This window comes from Photobacterium sp. ABD4_091, assembly GCF_056160145.1.
Window position 1 is genome coordinate 1,478,946 of the sequence record NZ_JBSWWQ010000002.1, and the last position, 26,292, is coordinate 1,505,237.

Annotated in this window: 22 protein-coding genes; 7 read left to right on the forward strand and 15 right to left on the reverse strand. The window is 46.0% G+C overall.

Annotated elements, in window-relative coordinates; genetic code table 11:
* The first annotated feature begins 138 nt into the window (after positions 1–138).
* The 4 genes from ACXAGQ_RS21135 to ACXAGQ_RS21150 all read left to right on the forward strand — a co-directional run bounded on the left by ACXAGQ_RS21135 (position 139) and on the right by ACXAGQ_RS21150 (position 4,176).
* The gene (locus tag ACXAGQ_RS21135; RefSeq protein ID WP_475256512.1) at positions 139–615 is read left to right on the forward strand and encodes a CreA family protein; all 477 of its coding nucleotides are present in this window, start codon (positions 139–141) and stop codon (positions 613–615) included.
* 131 nt (positions 616–746) lie between these two features.
* Positions 747–2,126 carry an IS4 family transposase gene (locus ACXAGQ_RS21140; RefSeq protein WP_475251517.1) on the forward strand — a complete coding sequence of 460 codons (1,380 nt, stop codon included), beginning with the start codon at positions 747–749 and terminating at the stop codon, positions 2,124–2,126.
* 271 nt (positions 2,127–2,397) lie between these two features.
* Positions 2,398–3,243: a hypothetical protein gene (locus ACXAGQ_RS21145; protein ID WP_475256514.1), complete on the forward strand. Its 846-nt coding sequence runs from the start codon at positions 2,398–2,400 to the stop codon at positions 3,241–3,243.
* A gap of 300 nt (positions 3,244–3,543) precedes the next feature.
* Complete coding sequence (locus tag ACXAGQ_RS21150; RefSeq protein ID WP_475256515.1) at positions 3,544–4,176, forward strand: heme-binding beta-barrel domain-containing protein; 633 nt, start codon at positions 3,544–3,546, stop codon at positions 4,174–4,176.
* 96 nt (positions 4,177–4,272) lie between these two features.
* On the opposite strand, the gene ACXAGQ_RS21155 is transcribed toward ACXAGQ_RS21150, so the two are convergent.
* The 8 genes from ACXAGQ_RS21155 to dcuC all read right to left on the reverse strand — a co-directional run bounded on the left by ACXAGQ_RS21155 (position 4,273) and on the right by dcuC (position 16,582).
* Positions 4,273–5,439 (reverse strand): ABC transporter permease, encoded by a 1,167-nt coding sequence (locus ACXAGQ_RS21155; protein ID WP_475256516.1) that lies wholly within the window; start codon positions 5,437–5,439, stop codon positions 4,273–4,275.
* Positions 5,436–6,581 (reverse strand): ABC transporter permease, encoded by a 1,146-nt coding sequence (locus ACXAGQ_RS21160; RefSeq protein WP_475256518.1) that lies wholly within the window; start codon positions 6,579–6,581, stop codon positions 5,436–5,438. The genes ACXAGQ_RS21155 and ACXAGQ_RS21160 overlap by 4 nt, the downstream gene beginning before the upstream one ends.
* Complete coding sequence (locus ACXAGQ_RS21165) at positions 6,578–7,567, reverse strand: HlyD family secretion protein (protein ID WP_475256519.1); 990 nt, start codon at positions 7,565–7,567, stop codon at positions 6,578–6,580. The genes ACXAGQ_RS21160 and ACXAGQ_RS21165 overlap by 4 nt, the downstream gene beginning before the upstream one ends.
* Positions 7,564–9,018, reverse strand: coding sequence for a TolC family protein (locus ACXAGQ_RS21170; RefSeq protein WP_475256521.1), 1,455 nt, complete (start codon positions 9,016–9,018; stop codon positions 7,564–7,566). Before ACXAGQ_RS21170 ends, ACXAGQ_RS21165 begins: the two co-directional genes overlap by 4 nt.
* Positions 9,019–9,168: 150 nt before the next feature.
* A complete protein-coding gene (locus tag ACXAGQ_RS21175) occupies positions 9,169–10,182 on the reverse strand; it encodes a helix-turn-helix transcriptional regulator (protein ID WP_475256522.1) in 1,014 nt (337 codons plus the stop codon).
* Positions 10,183–10,565: 383 nt separating this feature from the next.
* Positions 10,566–13,637 (reverse strand): prealbumin-like fold domain-containing protein, encoded by a 3,072-nt coding sequence (locus tag ACXAGQ_RS21180; RefSeq protein ID WP_475256524.1) that lies wholly within the window; start codon positions 13,635–13,637, stop codon positions 10,566–10,568.
* A gap of 214 nt (positions 13,638–13,851) precedes the next feature.
* Entirely contained in the window at positions 13,852–15,210 is a 1,359-nt protein-coding gene (locus tag ACXAGQ_RS21185) for a class-II fumarase/aspartase family protein (protein ID WP_475256526.1), read from the reverse strand.
* Between the two features lie 10 nt (positions 15,211–15,220).
* The gene (gene dcuC, locus ACXAGQ_RS21190; protein ID WP_475256527.1) at positions 15,221–16,582 is read right to left on the reverse strand and encodes a C4-dicarboxylate transporter DcuC; all 1,362 of its coding nucleotides are present in this window, start codon (positions 16,580–16,582) and stop codon (positions 15,221–15,223) included.
* A 322-nt stretch (positions 16,583–16,904) separates the two neighbouring features.
* Here dcuC and ACXAGQ_RS21195 point away from each other — a divergent pair, with 322 nt between their 5' ends.
* Both ACXAGQ_RS21195 and ACXAGQ_RS21200 read left to right on the forward strand, forming a co-directional pair.
* Positions 16,905–17,786 (forward strand): MurR/RpiR family transcriptional regulator, encoded by an 882-nt coding sequence (locus ACXAGQ_RS21195; protein ID WP_475256528.1) that lies wholly within the window; start codon positions 16,905–16,907, stop codon positions 17,784–17,786.
* 284 nt (positions 17,787–18,070) lie between these two features.
* The gene (locus ACXAGQ_RS21200; RefSeq protein ID WP_475256529.1) at positions 18,071–19,243 is read left to right on the forward strand and encodes a cation:proton antiporter domain-containing protein; all 1,173 of its coding nucleotides are present in this window, start codon (positions 18,071–18,073) and stop codon (positions 19,241–19,243) included.
* Here the strand turns inward: ACXAGQ_RS21200 and ACXAGQ_RS21205 are convergent.
* The 3 genes from ACXAGQ_RS21205 to ACXAGQ_RS21215 all read right to left on the reverse strand — a co-directional run bounded on the left by ACXAGQ_RS21205 (position 19,240) and on the right by ACXAGQ_RS21215 (position 21,736).
* The gene (locus ACXAGQ_RS21205) at positions 19,240–19,944 is read right to left on the reverse strand and encodes a hypothetical protein (RefSeq protein ID WP_475256530.1); all 705 of its coding nucleotides are present in this window, start codon (positions 19,942–19,944) and stop codon (positions 19,240–19,242) included. The two genes, ACXAGQ_RS21200 and ACXAGQ_RS21205, sit on opposite strands and share 4 nt — an antisense overlap.
* A 201-nt stretch (positions 19,945–20,145) precedes the next feature.
* Complete coding sequence (locus ACXAGQ_RS21210; protein ID WP_475256531.1) at positions 20,146–21,369, reverse strand: HlyD family secretion protein; 1,224 nt, start codon at positions 21,367–21,369, stop codon at positions 20,146–20,148.
* The gene (locus ACXAGQ_RS21215; RefSeq protein ID WP_475256532.1) at positions 21,362–21,736 is read right to left on the reverse strand and encodes an MFS transporter; all 375 of its coding nucleotides are present in this window, start codon (positions 21,734–21,736) and stop codon (positions 21,362–21,364) included. The genes ACXAGQ_RS21210 and ACXAGQ_RS21215 overlap by 8 nt, the downstream gene beginning before the upstream one ends.
* A gap of 210 nt (positions 21,737–21,946) precedes the next feature.
* On the opposite strand from ACXAGQ_RS21215, the gene ACXAGQ_RS21220 reads away from it, so the two are divergent.
* Positions 21,947–22,978: an AraC family transcriptional regulator gene (locus ACXAGQ_RS21220; RefSeq protein WP_475256533.1), complete on the forward strand. Its 1,032-nt coding sequence runs from the start codon at positions 21,947–21,949 to the stop codon at positions 22,976–22,978.
* Between the two features lie 12 nt (positions 22,979–22,990).
* On the opposite strand, the gene ACXAGQ_RS21225 is transcribed toward ACXAGQ_RS21220, so the two are convergent.
* The 4 genes from ACXAGQ_RS21225 to ACXAGQ_RS21240 all read right to left on the reverse strand — a co-directional run bounded on the left by ACXAGQ_RS21225 (position 22,991) and on the right by ACXAGQ_RS21240 (position 26,199).
* Positions 22,991–23,455, reverse strand: a complete 465-nt coding sequence (locus ACXAGQ_RS21225; protein WP_475256535.1) for a hypothetical protein — start codon at positions 23,453–23,455, stop codon at positions 22,991–22,993.
* A gap of 174 nt (positions 23,456–23,629) precedes the next feature.
* Entirely contained in the window at positions 23,630–24,139 is a 510-nt protein-coding gene (locus ACXAGQ_RS21230) for a porin family protein (protein WP_475256536.1), read from the reverse strand.
* A 387-nt stretch (positions 24,140–24,526) separates the two neighbouring features.
* Positions 24,527–25,087, reverse strand: a complete 561-nt coding sequence (locus tag ACXAGQ_RS21235; protein ID WP_475256538.1) for an outer membrane beta-barrel protein — start codon at positions 25,085–25,087, stop codon at positions 24,527–24,529.
* A gap of 191 nt (positions 25,088–25,278) precedes the next feature.
* Positions 25,279–26,199: an AraC family transcriptional regulator gene (locus ACXAGQ_RS21240; RefSeq protein ID WP_475256540.1), complete on the reverse strand. Its 921-nt coding sequence runs from the start codon at positions 26,197–26,199 to the stop codon at positions 25,279–25,281.
* Between the last annotated feature and the right edge of the window lie 93 nt (positions 26,200–26,292).

Genomic DNA, 26,292 nt, shown 5'->3' on the forward strand with positions numbered 1-26,292 from the left:
GATGAAGCATTAATCCGCACTCTGCTAACGGTGTTACGCCAGCACCATTCATTCTCAATCGTAGCAATCTACTAAAGAGAAATTAGAATTTAGCGCCAAGTTGCTGCTATCATGATGAAAAATGATGGAGAAATAATAATGAAATCAAAATTACTGCTTGTGGGTTTACTGGCTGCGTCCACCTTATTAACAGGCTGCTCGGATGATGAAGTGGGTGATGTCAGCCTTGGTATGTTCACCATGAAGGACATCAAAATTGGGCACTTGAAAGATGATGTTGTCACCGGCGTCACCTGCCATATTGCCTCTGTCGAAGCGAACCTAAGCCTTGCCGATCCAAGTGACAGCTCCATTTCCTGCCGCCAAACCGGTGATATCACCCCAGAGATGATTGCGCAGATAGACAAATCAAAGTCTGGCGAAGTGGTATTCAAAAAGTCGAAAAGCATCTTCTTCAAGACGATGAAAGTTCGCCGTATCTATGATGCTGAAAACCAGACGTTACTTTATCTGTCGTACACCACCAAAGAGACCGAAGGTAGCTTCAAGCACAGCCTTTCGACAGTGCCGCTGTGGGGCACCAAGGCTTATCAGGCACCGACACCAGCTCAATAACCTATTCATACATAGGGAAGCTTTGGCCTGTCTCTTATACACAAGTCCCCCGCCTCATGGCGGGGGCTTTTTTTGAACTCTTTTTCTTTATTGCGATCCGATCTTACACAATATGAGTAAAGGTCATCATCATGATAGGGAATTCTACTTTAGAATGGGCTCAACAAACCTTTTCGCATGCCAAGCTTGGCGACTCTAGACGTACACAACGACTAGTCCAATTAGCCAGTGATATGGCATCTAATGTTGGAGTGTCTATTGTGCAAGCCTGCCCTAATCCCGCCTCTATTGAAGGGGCATATCGCCTCATCCGTAACCCTGATGTTGAAGCCAATGCGATAGCTGAAGCCGGTTTTGTGGCAACAACTAACGAGGCTGAAGCGCATGACTTATTACTTGCCCTTGAAGACTCCACCGCTCTAACCTACACGCATAAAAGCCTCTCCGATGAACTTGGTCACGTGAACTCGGGAAATCGAACCCGGGGGATGCTAGCTCACTCTGTTCTGTTGTTTGCACCACGCGAGCAAAAGGTTGTGGGGCTAATCGAACAACAGCGGTGGACGAGGGATATTGCGACTCGAGGCCGGGGACATAAGTTCGCCAAGCGACCGTATGAAGAGAAGGAGACCTTCAAGTGGCAACAGGCATCAACCGCAATGTCTGAACGTTTAGGTCAACTCCAAGCCCGAGTCATTTCAGTGTGTGATAGGGAGTCAGACATCTACGAATACTTACATTACAAGCTGACCAACCAGCAGCGTTTTGTTGTGCGCTCGACCTATAGTCGCTGCATTGAGGAAAGTGGTTATAAGCTCCATGATTATGCAAAGGAGTTATCCCCATCGGGACAACGAACTGTCCATATTGCTCAACGGGGTGGTCGCAAAGCGCGTAAAGCAACATTAGATGTATGCTTTGCTCCTATTACGATTAAGGTTCCAGCCAATAAGTGTGGCAAGTCACTTTCTCTGTATTATGTTGGTTGTAAAGAGCGAGGTGACAACAACGAAAAATTGGAGTGGCACTTACTGACTTCAGAGCCAGTGACAACGTTAGCGAAAGCCCAGGAGATAATCAGTTACTACGAACAGCGCTGGTTGGTTGAAGAGTTCCACAAGGCGTGGAAAAGTGATGGAACCGATGTCGAAGCACTGCAACTTCAATCAAAGGACAACCTGGAGAGAGTTGCCGTCATTCAAGCGTTTATCGCTATCCGCTTGTTACAACTTAGAGCAGAAAGCCGCGGACAAGAAACCAGTAGCTGTGAGTCTGTTCTACCCGGAATATGCTGGAAATTATTATGGGTCAAACAAGAAAATAAGCCCTTACCAACAACAGCTCCAGATCTGAAATGGGCTCGAGTTACATTAGCAAGGCTAGGCGGATGGTATGACAGTAAGCGAACAGGGCGGCCCGGTTGGGCCGCCCTATGGCGAGGCTGGTATAAATTAGCAGCAATTCAAGAAGGATACCTTATAGCCCAATCCTTTACCTCTGATGAGATGTGATCAAGAGACAGGCTTTGGCTTCCCTTACCTACCCCTCTAAAAAGGAATTAGCTGTATTTCCCGATAAGAAAGAAAAATCATTCTAAAGTGAATAAAAATCAATTACAAAAATCACATATTTGCTTTATATATCAGCAATTAACAACCTAAAACCCTATCTTTTTGAAGCACTTCTAAAAACCACAACAAAACAACATAAGAGCATATTTGCGCCACCAAGCTCCTGTTAACATTGGTTGATTAACTAAAACAATCAACAAAAGGATTTGAGATGAACTTAGTATCCAAAATGATAGCCCTTTCCCTCTCGACCCTACTTATTACCGCCTGTGGCGGAGGGGGCGGAGGCGGTGAAAGTTCCGGTTCAGGCAGTAATGACAGCTCAGCAAACACCGGGAGTGTTGCTAATCTTCCCGCCACTTCCCAAGATAGACTCGCCAGTAGCGGTCATGACACGGGCAATTTAAATTTCAATACCAACATCATTGTGAATAGCCAGAACAACTCAGTTCACGCCGTCACTAAAATCTACAATTACGACAATCACCTTACGGGATTGCGGGTAGATCACAGCGATAGTATTGCGATTTTTGCCGATGGCAAACCTGTCGAGATCAAGGAGGATTTCTCCACTAATTTAAACGCTAACTACAGCTACAGTTACGCACTGCCAAATAATGCCAGCAGTTATGAGTTCAGGTATACCCGAAATGGTGAATTGGTCTCAGAGGGAAGTCTGGACTCCCTACCCCAAGCGTTTGGCGTCGCAGGAGATATTAACGGCGATGATATATCCATCTCACTCTATAAGAGTGCAAATCACACCTATGAGTACCTGGTAGAGAGGCTAGTTTGCCAAGAAAATGCTGGCGATATTACAGCGGCAGTGCAAAGCATCTATTCTGAAGACGGAGAAGGGGTTTTAACTGGCGATTACAACAAAAAGTTCAGCTCTCTTTTTTACACAGATATCGACAGCCTAAAATCACAATTTGGCACTTGTACTATTGAAGTTGAATTTTCTTCAAAATCAGAAACGATTAATAAAGTTCTTTCCAACAAAAACATTTCAATATTCCCCGTTTCGACTCAAACCGCAGAAATAGAAGTATTCTAAACTTACTAATACAAATTAAAGTCATCTTTTGGTGACTTTAATTTGCTTTCAAACAACAAGTATCCCGCTCTAATCCACCTTCCATTAAGTTAGGTTATTACTAGCAAAACACTTCATCATGTTTCACAATGTAATTATTTATTTCATGCGACTTTTTACATCACAAAATGGCAATGAAAATACCATTGGCGCAAATAATAGTTAACACAGATCAATAATTAACCATTATTCATTCATATAAAGTAACCGCCATAAAAAGAATTAATTCATCTTAAATGATAAATCAAAAGGAAGCTCAATATGAAAAACACAATTATTGCTCTGGGTATATCGGCGGCGCTTTCACTACCCGCTTTTGCTAACGATAATGAAAGCACAATCATTGATGGTATGGACTTCGGCCCACTTGCGCAGCTAGTTGGCACCTGGATATCAGCGGATGCCGGCGGTGTTGATATTGCTCCAGCCCAGAAGGATCTTGACGTTGCTGCAGGCTCTCCAGCCGTCACACCGTTTTATGAAACCATGACTTTCGAAGTCGCGGCCGATGCCACCAATGCCAGCGACCAATACCTTGTCGCGCTTTACTATAAGCAGGAAGTCTTCCGCAAAGAGGACGATTCTAAGTTCCATGACCAACGTGGATACTTTGTTTATGATAAAACCAACCAGATCGTTTATAACTCATTCTGTGTGCCAAGAAATACCTGCGTAACAGCCGAAGGAGCTGCAGGCGATCACATGACATTAGTTGCCTCGGATCGCGGTATCGCAGAATCAAACTTCATGAAAGAGAATGCCACAACCACTGACTTTACAATGAGTATTCAAATAGAAGACGACAAAATGACGTATTCTCAAACGACTCTTCTAGATATTTATGGTCAGTCGGTTTCTCATACTGACTCGAGTATTTTGGTGAAAGTCGAATAAGAGTAATATTGAGTCACCAAGCTCTTTCATCGATTCAAAGTAATATTCACACCAAATAAAAAGAGTGATACCCAAATAAGGTATCACTCTTAATTATTATTTCTTAACCGCTAATTTTTGATGTCGGCTAACCCTTAACATCAACCTTGCAGCAATGGCTCCATATATAATAGCCTGCAACCACAACTGCCCCCATAAGGTGAGAACTTGGTCAAATTCAGCCCCCATTTGATTTAGGCGTAAAAACGCATTAATTGCAGGTGTTGAGGGCGCTAGCTGTGCCATCCAAGTAATTGGCTCAGGGATCATTTCAACAGGCCATATGAACCCTGCTGAGAAAACCAGCGGCAAGGAACTTAGCAAGACGACAACGGTTGCCAGCTCACGGCGAGGGATCAACTGGCCCAATATCATTCCCAAGAAGATTATCGCAAGCAAAAAAGGCACTGTAACCAATAGTAAGTCTGCCATTGTTGCCAAACGACTTACGCTGTAATAGCTAAAACTAAAACCGAAATAGTACATCACTAGGGGCAGGTAGATAAGGGCGAACACAATCCCCCTTACCAACACCACCCGCCTCGCTGGATAATGAACCCAGTAACCACATTTCCCCGCGCGCAGGAACTCATTCTGGCCTCCGCCGAGCAAGCCCACAGCAATCAGCAGCGTTTGATGCAAGATAAGGACAAAAACAGCGGGTACTACGTAGTTCACATACCCCATCGTCGGGTTAAACACTGGCTGGGCGTTTAGCTTGATCGCGGTATATTGTTCAGCAGCCAGTGCCATGTCACTCCCCGCCATCACCATTCTGGCGACTTTCACCTCAGCGCCCAATGTCCCCGCTGCTGTGGCAAGCCCCTCTGCAATCGTACCGTAGACCAAGAAGTAAGCCGCATCCCCACCGTAGGCCAATGTCGGGCTTTTCCCCAGCAAGACATCGCGCTGGAAGTTTTTCGGAATCACCAGCAGCCCTTGTACTGCGCCTTGATTGACCAGCGCTTTGCCTGCATCTAGCGACTCGGCCCGTGCAGCAATCACCACCTGCGGTGTAGCATCAACCATACGCTCAAACTTGCGCCCCAGCTCAGACTGGTCAAGATTGACCACTACAATCTTCTGTTCTCTCGGTAGCTGGTTGGCATAAGGCAGCGGATAGAGAAACGAGTAAATAAGTACTCCGCCAAACACCGTAAATAAAATCGAGGGATTGGTGAAAATGGCCTTGAGCTCGAACTTAAACAGTGAGCGCCAACTCATACGTTTCCTCCTTGCATTTTAGCCAGCTGACCAACCCGCCAAGCTGAAAGCACCAAGGTAATAAGAAATGCCAGCAAACTCAGCATCTGCGGCATTGCCTGCAAGGCTGACACCCCATGGTTGACCTGGTGCAATTGAATATCTAGGTAATGGGTCGCCGGCAGCATAGCCCGCCAAAACAAGGCAAAGCCGGGCATGTCTGATGCCGGGAACGTCACACCGACAAAGGCAAAGGCTGGTGCGGTGAACCCAGCAGCCAGACTCATGGCCTTGGTGGCATCAAGGGTGAATAAATAGAACAGGCACGCAACGCCCTGGCATGCTAAAACCATCAACAACTGTGCAAGCAGCAAGATCCACCATTGCCCATGCATCGGCCAGCCAAACTGGCCATATAGCGCGGTAAGGAAAATGGCACCCTGAATAGCAAACAGCAAGGTATAGGGGAGCAGTTTTCCGGCAAAGTTGCTTAACGGCTTTGTCCCTAGCCACTCGTTAATCCCGGCGTTTCGCTGTTCCGCCGATAAGGCCATGATGGTGGTGATCACTATCGCAATTTGCCATATTGCCGGAATCGTCGCTGACACTAAAAATTGGCCATAGTGGCTATTACCGTTGTACAACGGTGTGATTTGATTGCTAACAGGCACCGCTTGCCCCAGTGCCTGCAGGGGAACCCGGCTACCGGAAGCCATATTTTTCAGCGTATCAATTTGCGCATTGAGCGTGCCATGGGCTTGTGCCACTGCTGAGTTCACCAACTTCCCAATGAGCACAAACTGGCTATTGTAGAGCACGGTAGCCGTCGGTGACTTGCCAAGCTTGGTGTCCTGCTCCAAGTTGGTCGGGATCACCACTAGCGCATAGATCTCTCCTCCGCGCAGCGCATGGCTGCCTTCGGCCACGGACGGATAAGCACTCGACACAGCCAAAGCCGGGTTGGCATCATAAGTGCGCACCAGCTGGCGGGACACTTGGCTGTGGTCTAAATCAACCACGCCAATGGGCAAATCCCTTGCAATACCCGACGAAAAGATGCCCCAGATGATGGCAAACAGCACCAAGGGCAGCCACGTTGCCATCGACAACAGCCAGCGTTCATTGCGAATTAACCGCCATTCACGAGCGAGTTGACTCTTCATTCGCTGACAATCACACCCATGCCGACACGAAGCCCACTCACCGGTGCTACCGGACGCGCTTCCACCTCAAACGTAAGCATATCAAACCCTTGGGCCGCATCCGTTGTACGCCAGGTTGCAAAATCCCCCATAACCGCAACATGGGTCACCTTGAAGGTGTAAGTTTGCTCGCCTAGCGCCGGGATCTTAACCTCAAACTCTTTTCCCTGCGGATAATGTTTCAGGTTATCTTCACGCACATTGAACAGAGCCCAAGCGTCATCCATGTCCACCACACTGACAACAGGGAAGCCTTGCGGCGCTAGCTCACCTTCATGCAACAATACCTGGCTCACTTCACCCTCAAACCAGCTAGAGATTTGGGTATCGGCAGCATACGCCTCGACTTCCGCAACCGCCCCGGCAGCCATGCGGACTTTTTCTGCAGCGGCGCGTTTCGTTTCTACCCGCGCACCTTCTTTGGCCATGGTATACATCTGGTAAGCAGCCTGCTCGGTATAGCGTGCCGCCTGCCATTGGGTATAGGCTTCATCACGCTTCTGCTCGGCCATTACCCCTTCTTTAAAGAGGTTATCAACCCGACGGTAGGTTTTTTGCATCAAGGCAGCAGCAGCTTTGGCTTTTTGCCACTGGTCTTGCGCGGCAGCAATTTCCTGCGCCCTGGCTCCTTTTTCTGCCTGCTGAGACATGGCGTCGGCAGCCTGCTCTCCGGCTCGGGCCTGCTCGAGCTTGGCATCTATTTCCGGGCTCGAGAGGGTAAAGATCAAATCGCCTTTTTCAACCATGTCGCCTTTTCGAACCAACACTTGTTCGATTCTGCCTGGTACTTTGGAAGAAATATTGTAATGCTGGGCTTCAATCTGGCCCTGCATGCGCACTGGCTGTGGCTGGTAAGCCGACCAGAACTGATAGCCCAGCCACCCAACCACTGCAGTGGCTGCCGCCGCAGTGGCGATCAACGTCGCCTTTGATTTGCCGTTTCTCATGACTGAACCTCTAACCCTTGATATTGCTGATATTGTTTAAAACTATTCATTTCACTGCTGACCGCTAACAAGCGAGTCAAAGAAATAACGTATTGATAGGCGGCGGCTGCACGCTGGGTTTTCACGCTGGCTAAATAAAGCTCGGCATCAACAACATCCAACGAAGTTGACAGCCCTTGGCTAAACGCTTTTTCGCGCAAGCTGACATTTTCTTTGGCAAGATCCAAGCTTGAGGCTAAGCCATTATATTCTTCGAGTGATTGCATCGCTTCGCGGTAGGTTTTCTCGACCAGTACTGTCAAGTCCTGCTCAGCTTGTGCGCGTAGATAATTTACTTGGGTCACCGCACTGTGGGCCGCTTTCACTTTGCCCGAGCGCCCCGAGCTATCAAGCAATGGGATATTGACGCCCACTCCAACCGCCCAGTCCGGGGCAGTTTTCGCGGCGAGGGTATCGTCCTCATGCAGGTTGTAGTTACCGTATAGATACACTTCCGGGTAGTACTTACCCTTCTCTGCCGCCATCAGGCCTTGTGCTTGTTTCTTCTTTGCATCAAGAAGCTGCAGCCCAGGGTAACCTGCCAAAGTCTTATCAATAAATGCTGACATTGGTGGCAAGGTTTCATTGACGAATAATGCTGACGTCGGAAGCGCAGGGTCATTGACTTTCAATAACTTAGTCAATGCCACTTGGGCAATTTCCAGATCACGCTGGGCTTTCTGGCGCTCAACTCTAGCCTTGTCGTAAGAGGCTTGAGCCTGCAAGCGCTCCACTTTGGCGATTTGTCCTTGCTGCTCTAGCTTCTGGGCACGGTCAAAATGCTTTTTCAGACCGTGTTCGACCTCGATACGTGTGTCCAGAACTTGCTGGGTTAGTGCTACACCAAAGTAGAACTTGGAGAGATCTTCAAAGGTCGCTTGCTGCTTCATGGCAAGTAATTGGGACGCTTCTTCGGTTTGTCCCTTGGCAATATCCTGCGCAGCATTAATCCTGCCACCCGTGAAAATCGGCCAGACTGCTCGAATAGAACTGGTGAACACCTCACGCTTGGTCAATTGGGAAGTAAATAGTTGATCAAAAATGGGGAGGCCTGAGACAACGTCACCAATTGGCATACTCTCAATTAAGTCTGAAGGCTTGATCTCTACAGGCTTATCAAGCCGCGTATACTTCGCCGTGGCACTGATAGATGGCAGATACAAATCCCTCGCGGCATCTTGCATATTTTGGCTTCGTTCTACATTTGCGCGTTCGGCAGCCAAACCATCATTCTGGTTTTGCACAATATACCAAGCATCAAGAAAGCTAACTGGATGCTGAGCTTGTGTCTGACTTTCCAAAGCCGAAGTGGAATTTATTCCATTATTTGCAAGCGTGATATTCACACTTGCCGATGCCGGAGCAAGCATCATTGCCCAGCAGGTGAACACCGCAACTGGCGTTATTCTCATCGTGAAATTACCTATTTGCCTGTTTTCATGGCTAGAATTTGCAATTTTAGAGTAATAACTCTAAAAATCAATAACTGTGGGGCAAGTCACGCAATTTATCGATAAACCAGTGACTTTTACTGAAATAGAATGCGAAATAGAAGTAACTAGCTATGGCTCATCGTTCAAACTCAGAATGATTTTCTGATAGACCTTCGGGGTAAGGCCACTGATGCGCTTAAAAGAACGGGAAAAGTGGGCAATGTTGGAGTAGCCCAGCTGGTTTGCAATATGGGTAAGGGATAAATTTTCGCCCATCATATCCGCGGCAACCGTGTAAAGGAGGTTGTCTTTGATCCGCCTGAAGCTGGTACGCTCTTCAGTTAACCTCCTCTGCAATGTCCGGGGGGTCATACTGAGCAACTCAGCGGCTTCTTCGAGGGTGAGATTATGCTCTCGGACATAGGGTAACAGTGAAGTAAAAACACGGTCAGTAAAATTTGCGTGCCAGCTGACCAATGGTTTTTTCTCTTCAAATGCCTTGGGGCTTATTCTTAGCGGCAACGTCAACACGGCATCATCAATCAGCCATTCAATACGATCATTGCCGACAAAATACTGGATCGAGTTTCCTAGGATCGATTTATAGACATCTGCGCTATTTGATTGGATTTTAATCTGAGCAGGCAGCCAATCTCTCTGGGTCAGCACACTGATAAACTCTACGGCGTAGAGCACGGCCCAGATTTCCGACCATAGGAACAACGCACTATCATCAACTTTACGTTTGCACCAATACCACGTCCTGCCGTGATTGGTTTCCAGGCCAACATTAGCGACAGTGGAATCATAGAGAAACACCGCCTGACTAAGCGCTAATGCCTCCTCAACCGTTTTACATTGCGAAAATTCATCTATAAGACGTGGAATTGCTTTACGCCTAATTGCCGTTCGCAAAATATCGCCAAACTGAGTGATCCCCAATTGGTTAGCCAACAGGTATATCAGCTTTTTCATTGGCTCCTGGGGTAAGAACTCCTGATCTAAGTCAAACAGGTCGGGCGGAAGCCCTGAGTCTTTGATCGCTTGGTGGGGGTCATGGTTGTATTCGTAGAAGATCTCGACCAACACACGGGCGTAACCGGACTTAATCAAAGGAACAACAGAATCTTTGCTACTACTCATACATCAATGCCATCCGCACATCCTCTAACTCTTAAGGGTAGAGTGATAGCGCAAGATGGCAAACGCCAAACTGCAAATTACCTTTCAATGCATAACTAAGCGTTTGAAATTAAAGTAACATTTATCAGTTTTACCCAGTATCTTGTCGATGCTTTTTTCCTCTTGGTCCTGTTCCCGTTTGAACGTCGCTGGCATTGGAAGAGTGTTATCCACCAGACTGTGTATACCGTCATTTTTCTAGTGTACTGCTGGAATTTATTCGTTGCCGTGGTAACTACTGATTCTTCAATATTGTAATCAACAATAAAAAGGCTCAATGGTTCTGGAAGCCATTGAGCCTTTGATATATATCGTATAACTGTTAGGTTACTGAAATATCTAAATTACCTTTCACAGCCCCCTGAGAACGAGGAGCCAGACCAGTAATCGGTTGGTTCCATATGGTAACTACCGAAATCGCCATATTTCGAAGTGTCATGACAATCCTCTTTCGGCTCGCTTTCCTTATAGCCTTTGTCATCTTTACCATGATTTAGGTTATCAACCTTGAAGTGTAGGGTTTGACCAGGCTTGACTTTAAAGTTAACGCAGAATTTCTGGTAACCATCATTGTCGTAGCCCTTGCCGTAGTAAGGATTAAAGACCTTACTTGCTCCCAGCCACTTAATGATCGGTGAGTCAGCAGATTTAATCTCTAGATCAAGCCTTTCATCAGGATACCCATCTTTATCGGAATCAACCAACCAAATAGGCAACCAACCCTGAGGGATATCTATTTCGCAAACCTTGTAAACTTTATTCGGAATCAGTTTAACACCGAAGTCTAGCTTACTCGGAGGCGTCATAGCATGAGTGTTGACCTCTGGGCCGTACAGCGTAAATATCCACTTATCTTCAGTCGGGTAACCATTGGTATGTTTTTTAATGACAACCATACCTTTTTCAATATTGGTATAGGTACATTCAACGGTTTCTCCTGGATCAAGCTCAATAACTGCAACTCGGTTTGGCACGCTGGTTTGGCTATTTTCTGTAACCGATTCAGTACACTCCAGTTGTTTGAGGAAAAAGTCAGGGCTAGGGTCTTCTTCCACTACACCGTAACTTCCAGGTTCGACATCGTCAAAGACCTTGCTCTGGCCGTGATCCAGGGTGAATTTGCCGCTGTCATCAATATTTTGTGTGAAACTAAACCCTGAACCGTACTTAGGCTTAGTTTTCTTCTTGATGATTATCTTACCTAGTTTCTTATTCGTGAACTGACACCGGAAGGTTTTACCCGAATCACGAGGCAATAAAACATCAAACGAGCAACCGTTACTTCCCGTTTGTACCCAACCCTCACGAGAAACCTCAGTGATAGTGTACGAACCAGTAATTAACTCAAAGTCCGATGAATCCCCCTGGAAGGTTTCATACTGATCCGGCGTGCCATCTGATGTGGCCAGCACGATACCGTTAACCCCGGTATTCGGCCCAATCAACACCATTTGCCAGCCATCTTCTCCACCAGCAGGGAAGGTCACCTTGTCAACAGCAGCATAAGCGGGATCTGAAGGTACCTCCGGCTCTTCAAGCTCCAAAACAATTTTATCAGAACAATCTTCAATGGTTGGCTCTGAGGACAAGTCAAAAGTTACACTTTCCATCATATCGCCAATAAAATTCCCACAACTCTTGACTGTCGCGGTGTACATATCTGGTTCAAGGTTTTCAAGAGTCTTGGTGATATCGTTAACAGAAGTGGTGAAGTTGTAAATCAATTCCTGAGAAAAGTCTCCGGTGTTAGTCACTTCGACAGTACAATCCAAAGTTCCTGAATCAAGCTCTGGAATAATAAGTTGTACATCAAGATCAACAAGCGCAGTACTTGTCACATCCACTGAGATAGGTGACATTTCTGTTCCACTTGTTGCACTCGAACCATCTGAAGCAAGCAGTGTTACCCAGTCATCCAAAGAACCTGTGGCAGCAACTATTTCACCATCGGCTACGGAAACCGTTTTGGTAAACTCGATTGAGTCAACAACGCACCCGCTATCTTGGTTACATACTACTGGGTTTTGGGTATCGGACACCCAAACCAAAGGATCATCAGTAGAATCACGTTCCGTACCGAGTGAATAGCTAGGGTTGAAATCACCTAAATCATCAGACAAACTATCTACAGAAAAAACAAGGCTGTCACCTGTGATTTTTTCTCTTTCAGTAATCACAGCAGTCGTCGATGTATCATTAATGATCTGGATTTGATCGCCCAAATCAAACGTAGCTATTATCGGATCGTTCGAAAATGGGGGGGTTCCAGGTTTTGATGGATCCTTGATAATCGCAGAAGCTGTATCACTGAGTTCTGAAACATCTCCAGGTGCAGCGTCTATGTCATAAGTGTGTGTGACGAAAACTTCACTATTTGCTGGCACAAGTACATTATTGAACGTTTCCACGTCCAATGATTTCTTTCCATCGCCGTCATCAATATTACCGAAAATTTCATCAGTGATATCCGCACGGACATCTCGTGATGCAGAGTTAGACACAAAGATATTGGTCACAACTTTGACGCTATCAGCCGATGACGGGATCACACTCCATTCAACAGTAACCTTAACTTCCCCTGAATTATCAACTTGCTGATCACAGGTATTACCAAGATCTAGCTTAACAGGATTAACCGTTTTATTAACATTCCAAATAACCCCTTCGCCCGATGAAGCAGCCATGTCCTTTCTGATCCCCACCGCTACAATATCTTTGACAGGGATTGGAACCGTTCGCTTGCCTTTTTGGAAGTCCTCGGACTCGAACATATAGGCTTGCAACGATGAACCTGGGAACTGACTGGCACCAATGGCCAACCTGTTTGCCCAGTCAATCACACATGTAGTATCAGCTGCTTGCGTAATCGTTAGTTCACGATAAATTACATCCTGAATTCCACCTGTAACATTGCCTGATGTATCTATCTGTTGATTGCCAACAGTAAGCTGACAGGATGAATCAGAGAAGGCATTTTGCGTATCATTTGGGTTCGTAATAATTTGAACATCAAAGATTTCATCGTAACCTTCAATACCATTACTATCAGCATTATCAGCAGCAATGATCACGTTATAAGTAACAGTGCCACCGTTTTTATTGTTTGTGGTGATCAGTCTATGTGGAACATAATCCAGTTCATTCCAACCTTTACCCAAGTTACCCGTAGTATAAGGGGTATCATTCCCTCCCAACGGCGATGGGTCTTGGCAGGTAAAATTACTATCTGTGTTAGGTAGTGTGTTACTTCCGGGAATCAGTGTCGGGTTACCATCATTGCGGCACCCTTCTAGCCTAAATTGGACAGTATTAGGCGCTTCATCAAACGCCCATACGGAAGCTGCTTGCATGCTCGCTATCAAAGCGATACTTGGCCAAGCCCCCTTCCGCAGTTTATTGAGGATTTTTGTCTTCATCTGTAACAGCCCTTCTACTACAAAATAACGCAAAGTCAGAGCCAAGTGATTGGCTCTGCATGCCCCTAAGTTATTTAGAAGTTAGTTACAGTGAGGAATAAAATATCCTTAGTTCTAAGAACTTAGCAAGGATGAATCATATTATCGTCATCAAGACGCATCCCCAAAACCGACTTAAATCTACAAACCCGAGATAAAAGCAATCTTATGCCTTTTAGGCCAACAACTTATGGTAGTTAACGACCGTTTCATCGATCAACTCATCATTACACCCTAGGTAGTATTGCGGGTCACATGCCTCATCTATCTCAGCCGGAGACAAGATGGTTGACACCGCATGGTCCTGTTTGAGTACCTCAGCCAAGCTTCCCTCAGCAGGGGCATTGGCAATCGCTGATTTGACCTTGCTGTAACCGTCACCGCGACCGGCTTTTTCAGCCACTCTCATCATTACCGCTTCCGACATGATGAAGTTGCGTGATGCTTCGAAATTATCACGCATCTGCTGTTTATTCACTACAAGGTTCGCTATCAAACGCTGGGCTCGTTCCAGTGCGGTAGAAACAGCCAAAGACGATTCGGGCACTAAACTCCAGTTCAGAACCCGCATCGAGGCAGAGCGGACATCGTGCTGATCCATCAGGTTAGGCGCGCTACTGGCGTACATCCACCCCATACGAGACAGGGTTTGAATCATATTGGCTGCACGCGGATTGGCTTTGTGCGGCATGGTGCTTGAACCTCCGCCGGTCTCCCCTTCGCGTACTTCTGCAATCGGCGCCCGCCCCATGGTTTCGGTGTCATTGGCAATACGGCACAAAGTACCGTGGATCAAGGCGAAGAACTGGATAAGCTCGGCAATGTTATCCAAGCTCGCATTTCCCAAGCCTTTTGGCTCTGTCAGGCCAAGGGAGGCAAATAGACCTTTACGAACGGCTAAACCTTGAGGGCCAATCGACGATAAATTACCCACGGCCCCACCGTACATACCTGTGGTTGCCCTTGGGTAAAGCGCATCAAGGCGAATAATATGACGACTAATTTCCTGCAGATAGCTGCTTACCTGTAGACCCCAGGTTGTTGGCAGGGCGTCCATCGCATTAGTCCGCGCCACCATCACGGTGTGCTTGTGGGCAACAATCATGCCTTCAAGCAAGTCACCCAAGGTAACTAGCTGGGTGCGCACTAAGTCTAGCGTTTGCTTCACCCGCATCGCCAAACTGGTGTCGAGCAGATCCTGAGTAGTACATCCCCAATGCAGGTAACTCTTGACGTTTTCGTCACCTTGTTCGGTTAACTGATCGACCAAAGGCTTGATTGCCATGCCTACCTTTTGGGTGTCTTGCGCCAAGCGAGTCCAGTCAATATTTTCGCTTTTGCAGACTTGTTCTATTGAAGCAACGGCCTGCTGAGGGATAAGCCCCACTTCAGCTTGTACCCTAGCAATGCTTACCTCAAAGGTTAACCATGACTGGATTAGATTATCGTCAGACCAAATCCGCTTCATCTCTTGTTGGGTAAACAACGGTGAGTAAAGGGTAGAGTCAAAGACAGAAACGTTTGAACCGGACATAGATATTATCCTAAGCGCCAATAAATGTAATAAGAAGAACGGTGAGTAATCCTCCCATCATTGGGATTGCTGTACGCTTAACAAGCTCTGTAGGAGGAATGCCAGCAACCCCCGCACACGCAATGACGACTCCAGCAACGGGTGAAAATGAGCGGAATATACCTGCCGATAACTGCATCGGTAGTGCAAGGGCAGCCGTCGATACGCCAACCTGCGTCGCCACATCCGGCGCCAAGTTGGAAAAACTAAAGAACGCAGCATTACCTGAACCCGACATCAACGCCGTAATACCAATAATCGCCACCAGCATACTTACCATCATGGTATAGCCAAACCCAAGGTGTGCTGCTACACCTAACAAACCTGAAATAAAACCGATCGCCTTCAACCCGACCACAAAGGTCTGCGCCGCAATAATCAGCGAAACCACACCAGCAAACACATCCCCCATTCCCTGAAGATAGACTTTCAGTGAAGCGGCGACCGCTTTACCATCTTTTGAATAGATGTAGTCGCACAACATAGCAACGGCCAAGCTGATGAACATAGCGGTCACGACATCAATTTTTATCGCGGTAATCGCAAATTTACTGAACGTCAGTAACAGAACTAATGGTAATGCCGGTAAGATAGCAAACCAGACAGGTGCTTCACGAGCCGTATCTTGTTTAGCATTCAGTTCGTAGGTAACACCACTTTTTTCATCTCGTTTGTCGAACCACTTCTGACAGACAAAATGCAACGCAGCAATCACCACAGCGGCACAAACGCCGACAAACAGTTGATGCTGGACAAAATAAGAAGCCGCATCAATACCAATCACCTCTGCAGCTTTGTTTGACGCACCAGAAGCCGGGCCTAAATCAAGGCAAGCAGTTGTTGCTAACACCGCTGCTACTGAGGCTGGCGTACAACCAATCCCCACCAAGACAGGGTATAGGGCGACCAGCAGCAACATGGCTAAGCCCACTGCACTAGGAATAAAGACATTGAGGAACTGACCCAAAATATAGGTTAATGCCAATATAATATAAGGATTATTGATTGCTTTTAGCGGCTTAGTGGTCACTTTCACCAACGAGTTTGCAGCACCTATATGACCCATGTATTTGGAAAAACCACCGACGGCCATAATGATCAAACCAAGCTTAGCCAGTGTGGATGAACTTATGGATTGGATGACTAAGAAGAAATCCACCACGGTTGCGCCAGAGGTATTGACTCCCTTGGGTAAAAACTCTGAGCCGCCAGCTAAGACCCCGACTATCATCATCAAGATGCCCGAGCCAAAGAGAACAGCCTGAGTATTGTATTTCTTCACTATCAAATAGCCTGCACCAAATACAATGGGCAGTGCGAGCAGAGCGACCATAGACATAACCTTTATCGATATATTAATTACCCGCATCTTGGCGCGATAAAGGGTTAAGCTATATGGGAAGTCGGTATTCTCAGCCAAAAGTGTGAGACGAGTAAAAAACTTCCTCTATGAACACCGAGTACGGAACAAGCCGACCCCATATTCCAAATACAGCCTTAAACTCACCCTTCGCCTTTAGTGGATCGAGTGTTTTTCTTGCTATCCAGATCACACAAATATCGATAGTCGACCCTATGCTGCGAGTATCTTTGCATCGCAATGAGAAACGATGTGAAATGTCATTTCCCATTGATTTCTTTTTGGTAGTGGCAATATGAAAGACAACCTTGACCTGGCAACCTACGAGCAACTCGCCCAGCAGCTTCAACCTTTTACGGAGTCGGAGAGGACCCTTCATAACTTCATCGTCAGCCATTTTGAAGAGCTGTCTTACTACGGCATTATTGATCTTGCTCAGAAAGCAAAAATCAGCAAAGCCACCATTGGCCGCTATTTGAACAAACTCGGTTTCACAGGCTATGCCGCTTTCAAAAAAGCGTTGAAGAAGGAGCTTGTATCTCAAACTATGGTATCGCCGGTTGAGGCAAGCAAGGCCAAAGCGTTATCACAGCCAGCCGAGACAAAACAGGAAGTTCAACGTTATATCGATAATGTCAGTGGGCTGATCACACAGTTTTCCCAACAACTCAACATTGCAGAGCTTGAAAAACTAGCAGCTTTGATTGCCGACAAAAAACGAACTATCTATGTTGTCGGTCCTGCCTCATCCCATGCTCTCGCGATTCATTTCTCCACATTGTTAAAATACAGCCGCGCTGAAGTCGTGCTGCTCCCCCTTGATAGAGGAGAGTTACCCAAAGCATTACTCGGTGTTGAAGAACAAGATGTGTTAATCGCATTCTCCTACTACCGCTTCAACCCTGTTGTTATCGATATCACGCGCTTTTTCAGCAACAAGCAAGCCCATGTCACTGTCATTACCAACACGCAATCCAATCCGTATGGCAAATACAGCAACATGCAATATGTCTTACCCAGTGATGTTGACTCGATTTTCCATAGTCGAACTATCGGCTTCTTATTTATTGAATTGTTACTATTTCTTGTTCAGCGACAAACGGGAGGGGATGATAATTTCGACGAGTTGGAAGGCTTGTTCAAATTCTTTGGCACATTTTCATCAATCGATTTTTGATGGCGAAAAAATGCGGGCATCAGCCCGCAGCAAATTAAGCCTAATCAAGCAACATCCATATTGCTGAGAACCATTACGTGATAGAGAATACCATTCCATATAAATACAGTACAATGAACCGTATATTGATACGTGATCTTGATCACCTTTGAGGTGCATTTATTTGTCACTATTGCCTGTGAACAACAACCGCGTGCAACCAGACGCTTAGGCGTAACAGGGTAACTTGAACCAAACTTATGTGACACCATGTTGCAGGATGGAACTCATGCGGTTGTCTCGGTATGCCGATTGATTTAGCCCCGATCATTTTTGAGCTCTGTGCGATCATCATCAGCGCAGCGATCCTCGGTACGCTTTTTTTATACGCCTGCCAGCCGATTATTCTGGCGTATATTGCTGCCGGTGTAGTGATTGGCCCTTATGGATTCAACCTGATCCCCAATGCCGAGCACATTACCCAGATCGGCAATATTGGCGTAATCTTGCTTTTGTTCCTCATCGGGTTGAACCTTCAGCCCAACAAATTACTTAAACTGTTCAAAGAGAGTGCCATCATCACCCTTGGCACCTGTGTGTTCTTTTTTACCGTTACCTTGCTGTTCTGTTTGGCTATCCAGTTATCCATATTGGATGCGGTGATTTGTGCTGCAGCGTTAATGTTTTCCAGTACCGTGATCGGCTTGAAACTGATCCCCACGACTACCCTGCACCACCAAAGAATGGGGGAAGTGATCACAAGCATCCTGTTGGTTCAGGACATCATCGCAATCAGTGTGATCATCTTTCTCAATATGGATGGTGGCAATGCCATAATGGTCGGGTTTCTGTTGATGTTGGGAAAATTCATCGCTATTTGTACCCTCGCATTTATCGGGGTTAGGTATATTATCCTGCCACTCTTCAAGCGATTTGACGTGATTCAAGAGTACAGTTTCCTCACCACCTTAGCGTGGTGCTTCTTCTGGGCAGAATTAAGCCACCAGGTAGGGCTGTCTTACGAGAGCGGTGCGTTTATCGCCGGTATTTCGATTGCGACCAGCCGGGTATCACAGGCCATTTCCGTCCATTTAAAACCACTGAGGGAGTTTTTCCTTATCCTATTTTTCTTTGCTATTGGCGCGAGGATGGATTTTAGTGAATGGAACCAATACACCTTCTTTGGTATCGCATTTGGTGGCTTGATGGTGGTGATCAAATACTGGGGATTCTCCACCGCGCTGAAACTAGCGAAAGAAAAGCCCACCATGCAGCATGAGTTAAGTGCCCGGCTCAGCCAGGCCAGTGAGTTTTCCTTCCTTGTTGCCTATGCGGCTATGGTCAGTGGCCTGCTATCTATGGAGGCGACCTTGTTCATTCAGATGGCCACCATTACCACGTTTATTATCTCAACCTACTGGGTAGTAAACCGCTTCCCTACCCCTATTTCTACGGTAAAAAAATTGCGAAAGGATTAACCCGAAAAAGGCTGGCTTGCTTGGAGCATAATGTCATCCCCCCCCGTAGTGACTCGTACCAGCGTCAATCGCTCAAAACCACGCTGGGAATTTTTGCCTGCTAGCCAGCTATCAATACTATGAATGTCCGCTTTTAGGGCTCGCTTGAAACTGCGGTGATCTAACAGGATAAATTCGCGCCGAGCTGACAAGTCACCATGGTTTGCCAAGGTAAACAGCTGGTCATCAAGGGTTTGTTGATCCAGTACTTTGAGGCCAGACAGTACATCAAGGGTTTCACCACCGACGGTCACTTGGGCAAATACATAGTTTTGACGGCGCAGGCCAGCAAGCACTGCATTGTAATTGGCCAATGACAATTCCAGCTTATACTCCACGGTATCGACTCCCCTTTCTGATAAGAAAGCCGTGAGCATCCCATTTTGAGTATTAAAAAGGTGGGTTTGGTCAAAACAAAATGCCTCCCCCTCGCGATCAGCGCCATCATCTGTTTGGTACAGGGCAGAGCAGTCAAAACCGTCAGGCAGTGAACTCATGTAGTCAACAGAATCACCAAAATCAAAATCTTGCTGCAGCACATTGGCACTCAAAGGTAGTGGTAGTAAAACCAAAACAGTGGAAAGAGCAAACAAGCCTGAAGCGAGTTTTTTATAGGAAGCAGTAAGAGGCGGGGTTTGAGTAAACAGGGACACTAAAGGCATGATCAACACTCCATGTAATCTGCCAAGTATACCGAAGATAAAAAAAAAGCTGCAATCCCTTTGCCTAGCTGGATTGCAGCCACTACGGTCAGCATTAACGTAGTTAAAGCGGGATAACTCAGCTTCGGACACCTTGTTATCCCAGAGCGGTAATAGATACCTTACTCGTCGATTTTTTGTTTTAGCGAGTTAAGGGTTGGCTTACATCGACCAGATTAAGTAAATCTGGGACTTCATTCTGATAATAATGCCGCGGATGACATCCAAGAATGCCAAGAAATCTATCGGCTTCTCTGCACTTATCCATGCAAGGCCAACCGAGCCCACAGGAATGTCATAGTCACCGGGCTCTGTGAGCTTCAAGCGGACAAAGTGATGTTTGTTCATTGCATTCTGGCCTGTGGTCTGGCGGACATTATCATCCCTTGCCAACAGGCTTCCCTGCGACTCACCCGTGGCTTCTATAATGCCTTCTACCTCGGCACTGAACACCTTGCCAGGGTATACCGGTGAGGCAAACTCAGCCTGCTGCCCCACTTTCACATTGCGAATAGCCTGGTGGTTAACCCGCATCAGGACATATTTTTCGTCGGTGTACATCTGGATTCGCGGCATCACACCGACATACTGGCCTTCGCGCATAATGTAGTTGGTCAGGTAACCATCAGCTGGGGCGTAGACCTGGGTGTTGTCCAAGTTCCATTGTGCCTGGGCGACATCTTCTTGCTTGTTCGCCACGTCTACTTTGCGGCTTTCGACCGAAAGTTCGGACTTTTCAAAAGCGAGTTGAGCACGCTGAGCAGAAACCTTGGCTTTATCCAGTTGTGACTGTAATGTCACTTGTTTCGCTCTTGCCACGTCCACAGCGGTTTGTTGCTCATCCATCTGGGTTTCAGTAATCGTGTGCTTAACCACCCGGTTCTGCTCTTGATAACGGCGTAATGTGGTTTCTTTCCACTCCAAATCTTCTTTCGCTGCTTCTATCTCGTTCTCGGCAATCTCAATATCCTTCAGTGCTGCATAATGGTTTTGCTTGGCAATCAACACATCTTCTTTCGAGATAGACAGAGCCACCTTGGCGGATCCCAATTGGGTTTCGGCTTTATTGAGTGCAATCTGGTATTGCTCATCATCCAAGGTATAAACCAGCTGGCCTTTTTCTACCTTTTCATTTGGACGTACCAAAATTTCATCCACATGGCCTTTGATTTTGGTCGAGCCTGGACGTAGCTGAATGTGCGGCGACTGCACTACCGAGCCGCCGGACATGTCCATTGGCGCAAAGGTGATCAAGCCTATCCATACAAATACCAGCCAACCCGCTCCACCCAGGTAAGAGAATGTCTTGGTGAACTTATTCCACGGCATTCCTACCAAGCGAAGCAAATAAATAAACAGTGACCATACCGCAAGGCCCTCAAGCATTTTCAGCCTCCTCATCAGTCATGACCACAGCTTCAAATTCCGACGGCTTGCTTACCGTTGGCTCAGGTTGGTTGTCTTTCTCTTTCCAAATATCACGGACATGGCGCAGCGCTTGCTCACCATCGACGAAAGCGATAATCACCGCCACAACCCAGACCCAATGCCAAATAAAGCCAATCCACGTTAAGGCTGTGATAAGCCCCAACTGATGATGTTCACTCTTGTGGGCTTTTTGTATTGGCAATTCATGGATACGCCAAAACCCAAAAGCTGCCGCGGCAATCGATCCAAACAGAATGACTGCCGCAACGACATGAAGTGCAGTGTCGACACCGCTATCGACAAAAGGCATGCTGACGAGACTCATAACAGTTCCCCAATTCACTTACACATAATCATTAGGCTGGTACACTGCCTGTGCTTGACGCACTGAAAGGTATTGCCTGTTTTTTTTCAATTTATTTTTGTTGGTGAGATTATGTAAGTTTTAGTGACAAGAATCACAACATTGGATAGATTGAATCAATTAAAGCCTTAAATTGAAATAATCAAACCACAAGAAAGCATTAAAACGCCTATGCCATTACCTGATTCTCAGTTCCAAGCCAGCTTTGTCCGCTCAATTTTTTTCCAACCATTTATTCGAGCACTGAATAAGCACTATGGGATCACCCTTAAGGATATTGGTATACCAGCGAGATTACATACGGAGCCGATGACCTTGGTGCCATATTCTGATCTCAACCAAAAAATGGAAGAACTCGAGCACTACATTGGCGATCAAGCTTATCTCTGCACAATGGCCAAAGACATTAGCTTCAACAATATGGAAAAATTAGGAGAGTGGTTTCTTTCGACTCCTGAGCTAGCTCTTACCTTTCGCCGGATTAACTATGGTACGTCCTGCTTGCAATCGGGAGCCACCTTCCACGGGGAGTTATCGGGCAATATCATCAAATGGACCTATGACAACCATTTCTCAGCAGGCCGGGGGCGGCTTCAAGACAGCTTGCGTATCGCAATTATGTTCACCAATACACTGCGTTATTTTATGGGAGAGGAATATCACCCTCTCACAGTAGAGATAAGCGGCCCACCTTGTGGCCAGGGCCAATTTGAGCAATTCTTAGGATCTGATATCCGTTGGAATGCGCCTTCTACCCGAGTTTGGCTGGACATATCAGTTCTTGAGCACGGTAATACTTTTCCCTTCGAACTGACACGCCCGATGATGCTGACCAATTTGGAGTTGGATGAATTCCTAAACATGCCACAGCCCCACGACGCAGCAAAAATGATGTACGAGATGATTAATTACTCTCGTTTCTATAGCTACCCAAGCTTGGATTTTGTTGCTCACAGGTTCAACTTATCAAGGCAGCAACTTCAACGCCGGCTTCACCAATTTGGTTGGAGCTTCAGCTCTATCACTAGCTATGTATTATGCAACCAAGCTATAAAATACATGCAGGCAGATCTGAGCATAAAAGAAATAGCCCAAGAGCTAGGCTATAAGAATGTGCAGAGTTTCAGCAAGGCTTTTCAGCGCCAGCGGGGGCAAACCCCCACTCAATATAAAGAAAAGCTACAAGAACGTAGTCGGCGATAAACAACGCCAATTTTATGTTTGACGGAGGCAGTTAAGGGTAAAGCGTTGATCTGGGGTTATATGGTGGCGCATCACAAACTCTGCGCGATTATCACTTTCAAACTGTGGCTGGAAAAATATCCGGTAGCCAAGCAAATCTCGCCGAGCATCGCTATCGAACGGATTGACATTGTTCTTGTCTACCACAATATCCCGGGTCAACTGCACGGGCTTTAATACATAATCGAGGCCGTTGTGGTAAAAACGGTAATCAACCGCCAACTTAAACTCCAGTTGAACCTGGTTGTTCTCTGAATGTCTCAACCACTCTTCAGAATGAATCGTTCCGTCAGGCATAAAGGTATACGATGTATTCTCCCTCATATTTTTCGGGGTGTCAGGCCGCTCGCACAACCATGTGCCGCCTTCAAGCTGGGTAGCAAAAGTCGGTGCCGCCAGCGTAGCTCCTAACAGTAATCCTATGAGCTTTAGTTTCATCCTTGAATCCTGATTTATACAATCTAATACAATTAGTTATAGCAGTATCTAAATAAACAAGACAATGAATTTATCACTTGTTGGATAGGATAATAAAATGCACAAAACCAAAAAAGGGGAAGCATTGCTTCCCCCCTCTTCGTTATCTACCTCAAATTGCCGTTAGCAAAACAGTTAGAAACGGTAATCTACCGACCATACCACTTGCTGAGAGTAGTCGATCTTGGTGTCGTTCTTGCTGTAGTCCTGATCTAGGTAGCGGTAAGTCAAATCAGTTGACCAGTTGTCATTTATTTCATACATCGCACCAACTTGGCCACCCCAAACGAAATCGGTCGAGCTGCTGCCGCTGATCTTGCTGTCAGCAACACCTGCAGATACACCAGCGAACAAGTTCACGTTCTGATGAACAGGAAGTAGGTAGTCGTAAGAAGCTAAGAACATGTTCTGAGATGACTTGTCCATGTAGCTATAGGTACCCATCACACGGTGATGGTCATTCATGATAGCACCACCACGCAGCTGGTAAGTTGCATCTTCACCGTTTTGAGCATTGGCACCTTTTACGTTATCTTCTTGGTAACCTACGCCACCACCCACGAACCACTGTGTATCAGCGGCGAATGCTGGTGATGCTGCCATTACTGCTAGTGCCAAAGTAGAGATTGCTGTGATCTTTTTCATGTATGTCTCCTTGGACTCCCAAGCCTCATTGTTAGGTTGTTTCCTAATGTGCCGGATAAGTCTTATATAATTTGTTTTGTTCGCTAATTAATATACGCCTATTTGCTGAATGGAAACTTAAGTTATAAAACATTGTTTTTTATCTTAATCAATGCTGAATAAGTAATGTAATTGCTCAGTTAGGAATCTCATTAAATACCAAACAATTAATCAAAAAGATTAATTTCGATTAATTACCACCCAGACCCCATTGAAGGAAAGGAACTAAATCATTGAAATAAAAAGACAAAAAACCAGTCAAAACCTCAACTAAATATTTAACCTATAAATATTGAAAATAAAAAAAGAGGACAACATGTCCTCTTTTTTTAAATCATTCAGCTTAAATTAAAACTTGTAATCAACCGACCATACAACCTGCTGGGTGTAATCAATTTTATTAACACCTTCTTGATAATCTTGATCCAGGTAGCGGTAAGTAAGATCTGTAGATAGGTTATTGCTCAACTTATATTGTGCACCTACCTGGCCACCCCAAACAAAATCTGTTGAACTGTTGCTGCTCAGAGTATTTTTGATCTTAGTGTCAGAATAACCCACCGTAGCACCTGCAAAAAGATTTATCTTTTGATGAACAGGGATCAAGTAATCATAAGAAGCAAGGTACATGTTCTGCGTATAGTCATTAGAAAAAATGCCATCAAACTTACTCTCGTAGTAGCTGTATGTCGCCGTGAATCGGTGCTGGTCGTTGATGATGGCACCACCACGGAGCTGGTAGGAAGCATCTTCAACATTCTTGTTCGAATATAGCGACCCACTCCTTTCAATTTTGTCATTCTGGTAACCAATACCACCACCAACGAACCAATCTGTTGTATTAGCCAGTGCAGGAGTAGCAGCAAGAGTGGCAATAATAAGCGTCGACGCTACAGCATACTTTTTCATGTGTGATTTCCTTGATTCAGTGTTATGTGTACCCAAATCTTTATAAGGTACTTAGTTTTTAGCAGCCGCTTTTCCCGCTGCCTTTTCAATAATGAACACTGTACACAATGAAACTGAACCTAACCTTAAATAGAAAACACTGTTTTATTTGTAATTTTCTATTTCAAACAACAAGAAAGTGCTTAACGTTATCAAGAAAATCCTATATGAGATGCCTTGCTCGGCGGCACACCAAAATAGCGTTTGAATTCCCGGCTGAACTGGGTCGGACTCTCATATCCCACTTTCAAGGCAGCGATATTCGCTGGCATACCATCTTGTGACATCAGGGTTTTGGCTTTATTGAGTCGGATTTTCTTGATGTACTGCAACGGGGGATCGGTAACAACCTGCTTGAAGGCGCGATGAAACGCCGACACACTCATTCCGGCCATATCCGCCAAATCATTAATCGCGAGCTTTTGATCATAATGTGATTGGACATGGGTGATCACGCGCGACACCCTCGACAAGGCACTATCTTGCTTGCAATATTGCGCCAGTAAATGTCCCTGATCGCTTTTGAGCAATTGATAATAAAATTCACGCAGCAGCTGCTTGCCTAGTACTTTGGCATCGAGAGGGTCTTTCAAGCTGCCTAAAAGGCGGCAAATGCAATCCCGTATATCCGGCGTAATTTGGGTAACCGCGACACCACGGCCATTATCAGGCGAAAGGGACATTTCGCTGTGCTGATGCTGTTCCAAGGTATCAACAAGCTCTTGGATGATGGTAAGGTCGAAGTCTATATCCAACCCAATCAAAGGCTCGTCTGCTGAAGCAAAGGTTTCACAGGCAATAGGATAAGGCGTCGCCACAATCAGGCAATGGTTTGTGTTATAGTCAAATCGGTAGTCATTGAGGTGGCCCACCTTATTTCCCTGTAAGATAACCACCACACCTTGCTGGTACATTTGAGGTGTCATCTTATGATATTGATTAATCCTAAATAGCCGAATACCCGGTATAGGAAGCTCGATAAGACCAGATTCAGCTCCTAAGCCGAAGTAACTACATAGCTCTTCACCTTTTTGAGCGCACCTTTCAATAACTTTGTCTACCTCAGTAGCCATTCGTAATCTCTCAATATCAATTAAACACTCGACGTAACAGGTATTCATCAAAACATAGACGTCAGTAAATTTCTAGCGCCAGGCCGACATCAA

Excerpts from the sequence above, each read along its gene's own strand:
- ACXAGQ_RS21135 (WP_475256512.1), top strand. The coding sequence starts at position 139 with ATGAAATCAAAATTACTGCTTGTGGGTTTACTGGCTGCGTCCACCTTA.
- ACXAGQ_RS21140 (WP_475251517.1), top strand. The coding sequence starts at position 747 with ATGATAGGGAATTCTACTTTAGAATGGGCTCAACAAACCTTTTCGCAT.
- ACXAGQ_RS21145 (WP_475256514.1), top strand. The coding sequence starts at position 2,398 with ATGAACTTAGTATCCAAAATGATAGCCCTTTCCCTCTCGACCCTACTT.
- ACXAGQ_RS21150 (WP_475256515.1), top strand. The coding sequence starts at position 3,544 with ATGAAAAACACAATTATTGCTCTGGGTATATCGGCGGCGCTTTCACTA.
- ACXAGQ_RS21155 (WP_475256516.1), bottom strand. The coding sequence starts at position 5,439 with ATGAGTTGGCGCTCACTGTTTAAGTTCGAGCTCAAGGCCATTTTCACC.
- ACXAGQ_RS21160 (WP_475256518.1), bottom strand. The coding sequence starts at position 6,581 with ATGAAGAGTCAACTCGCTCGTGAATGGCGGTTAATTCGCAATGAACGC.
- ACXAGQ_RS21165 (WP_475256519.1), bottom strand. The coding sequence starts at position 7,567 with ATGAGAAACGGCAAATCAAAGGCGACGTTGATCGCCACTGCGGCGGCA.
- ACXAGQ_RS21170 (WP_475256521.1), bottom strand. The coding sequence starts at position 9,018 with ATGAGAATAACGCCAGTTGCGGTGTTCACCTGCTGGGCAATGATGCTT.
- ACXAGQ_RS21175 (WP_475256522.1), bottom strand. The coding sequence starts at position 10,182 with ATGAGTAGTAGCAAAGATTCTGTTGTTCCTTTGATTAAGTCCGGTTAC.
- ACXAGQ_RS21180 (WP_475256524.1), bottom strand. The coding sequence starts at position 13,637 with ATGAAGACAAAAATCCTCAATAAACTGCGGAAGGGGGCTTGGCCAAGT.
- ACXAGQ_RS21185 (WP_475256526.1), bottom strand. The coding sequence starts at position 15,210 with ATGTCCGGTTCAAACGTTTCTGTCTTTGACTCTACCCTTTACTCACCG.
- dcuC (WP_475256527.1), bottom strand. The coding sequence starts at position 16,582 with ATGGTCGCTCTGCTCGCACTGCCCATTGTATTTGGTGCAGGCTATTTG.
- ACXAGQ_RS21195 (WP_475256528.1), top strand. The coding sequence starts at position 16,905 with ATGAAAGACAACCTTGACCTGGCAACCTACGAGCAACTCGCCCAGCAG.
- ACXAGQ_RS21200 (WP_475256529.1), top strand. The coding sequence starts at position 18,071 with ATGCCGATTGATTTAGCCCCGATCATTTTTGAGCTCTGTGCGATCATC.
- ACXAGQ_RS21205 (WP_475256530.1), bottom strand. The coding sequence starts at position 19,944 with ATGCCTTTAGTGTCCCTGTTTACTCAAACCCCGCCTCTTACTGCTTCC.
- ACXAGQ_RS21210 (WP_475256531.1), bottom strand. The coding sequence starts at position 21,369 with ATGCTTGAGGGCCTTGCGGTATGGTCACTGTTTATTTATTTGCTTCGC.
- ACXAGQ_RS21215 (WP_475256532.1), bottom strand. The coding sequence starts at position 21,736 with ATGAGTCTCGTCAGCATGCCTTTTGTCGATAGCGGTGTCGACACTGCA.
- ACXAGQ_RS21220 (WP_475256533.1), top strand. The coding sequence starts at position 21,947 with ATGCCATTACCTGATTCTCAGTTCCAAGCCAGCTTTGTCCGCTCAATT.
- ACXAGQ_RS21225 (WP_475256535.1), bottom strand. The coding sequence starts at position 23,455 with ATGAAACTAAAGCTCATAGGATTACTGTTAGGAGCTACGCTGGCGGCA.
- ACXAGQ_RS21230 (WP_475256536.1), bottom strand. The coding sequence starts at position 24,139 with ATGAAAAAGATCACAGCAATCTCTACTTTGGCACTAGCAGTAATGGCA.
- ACXAGQ_RS21235 (WP_475256538.1), bottom strand. The coding sequence starts at position 25,087 with ATGAAAAAGTATGCTGTAGCGTCGACGCTTATTATTGCCACTCTTGCT.
- ACXAGQ_RS21240 (WP_475256540.1), bottom strand. The coding sequence starts at position 26,199 with ATGGCTACTGAGGTAGACAAAGTTATTGAAAGGTGCGCTCAAAAAGGT.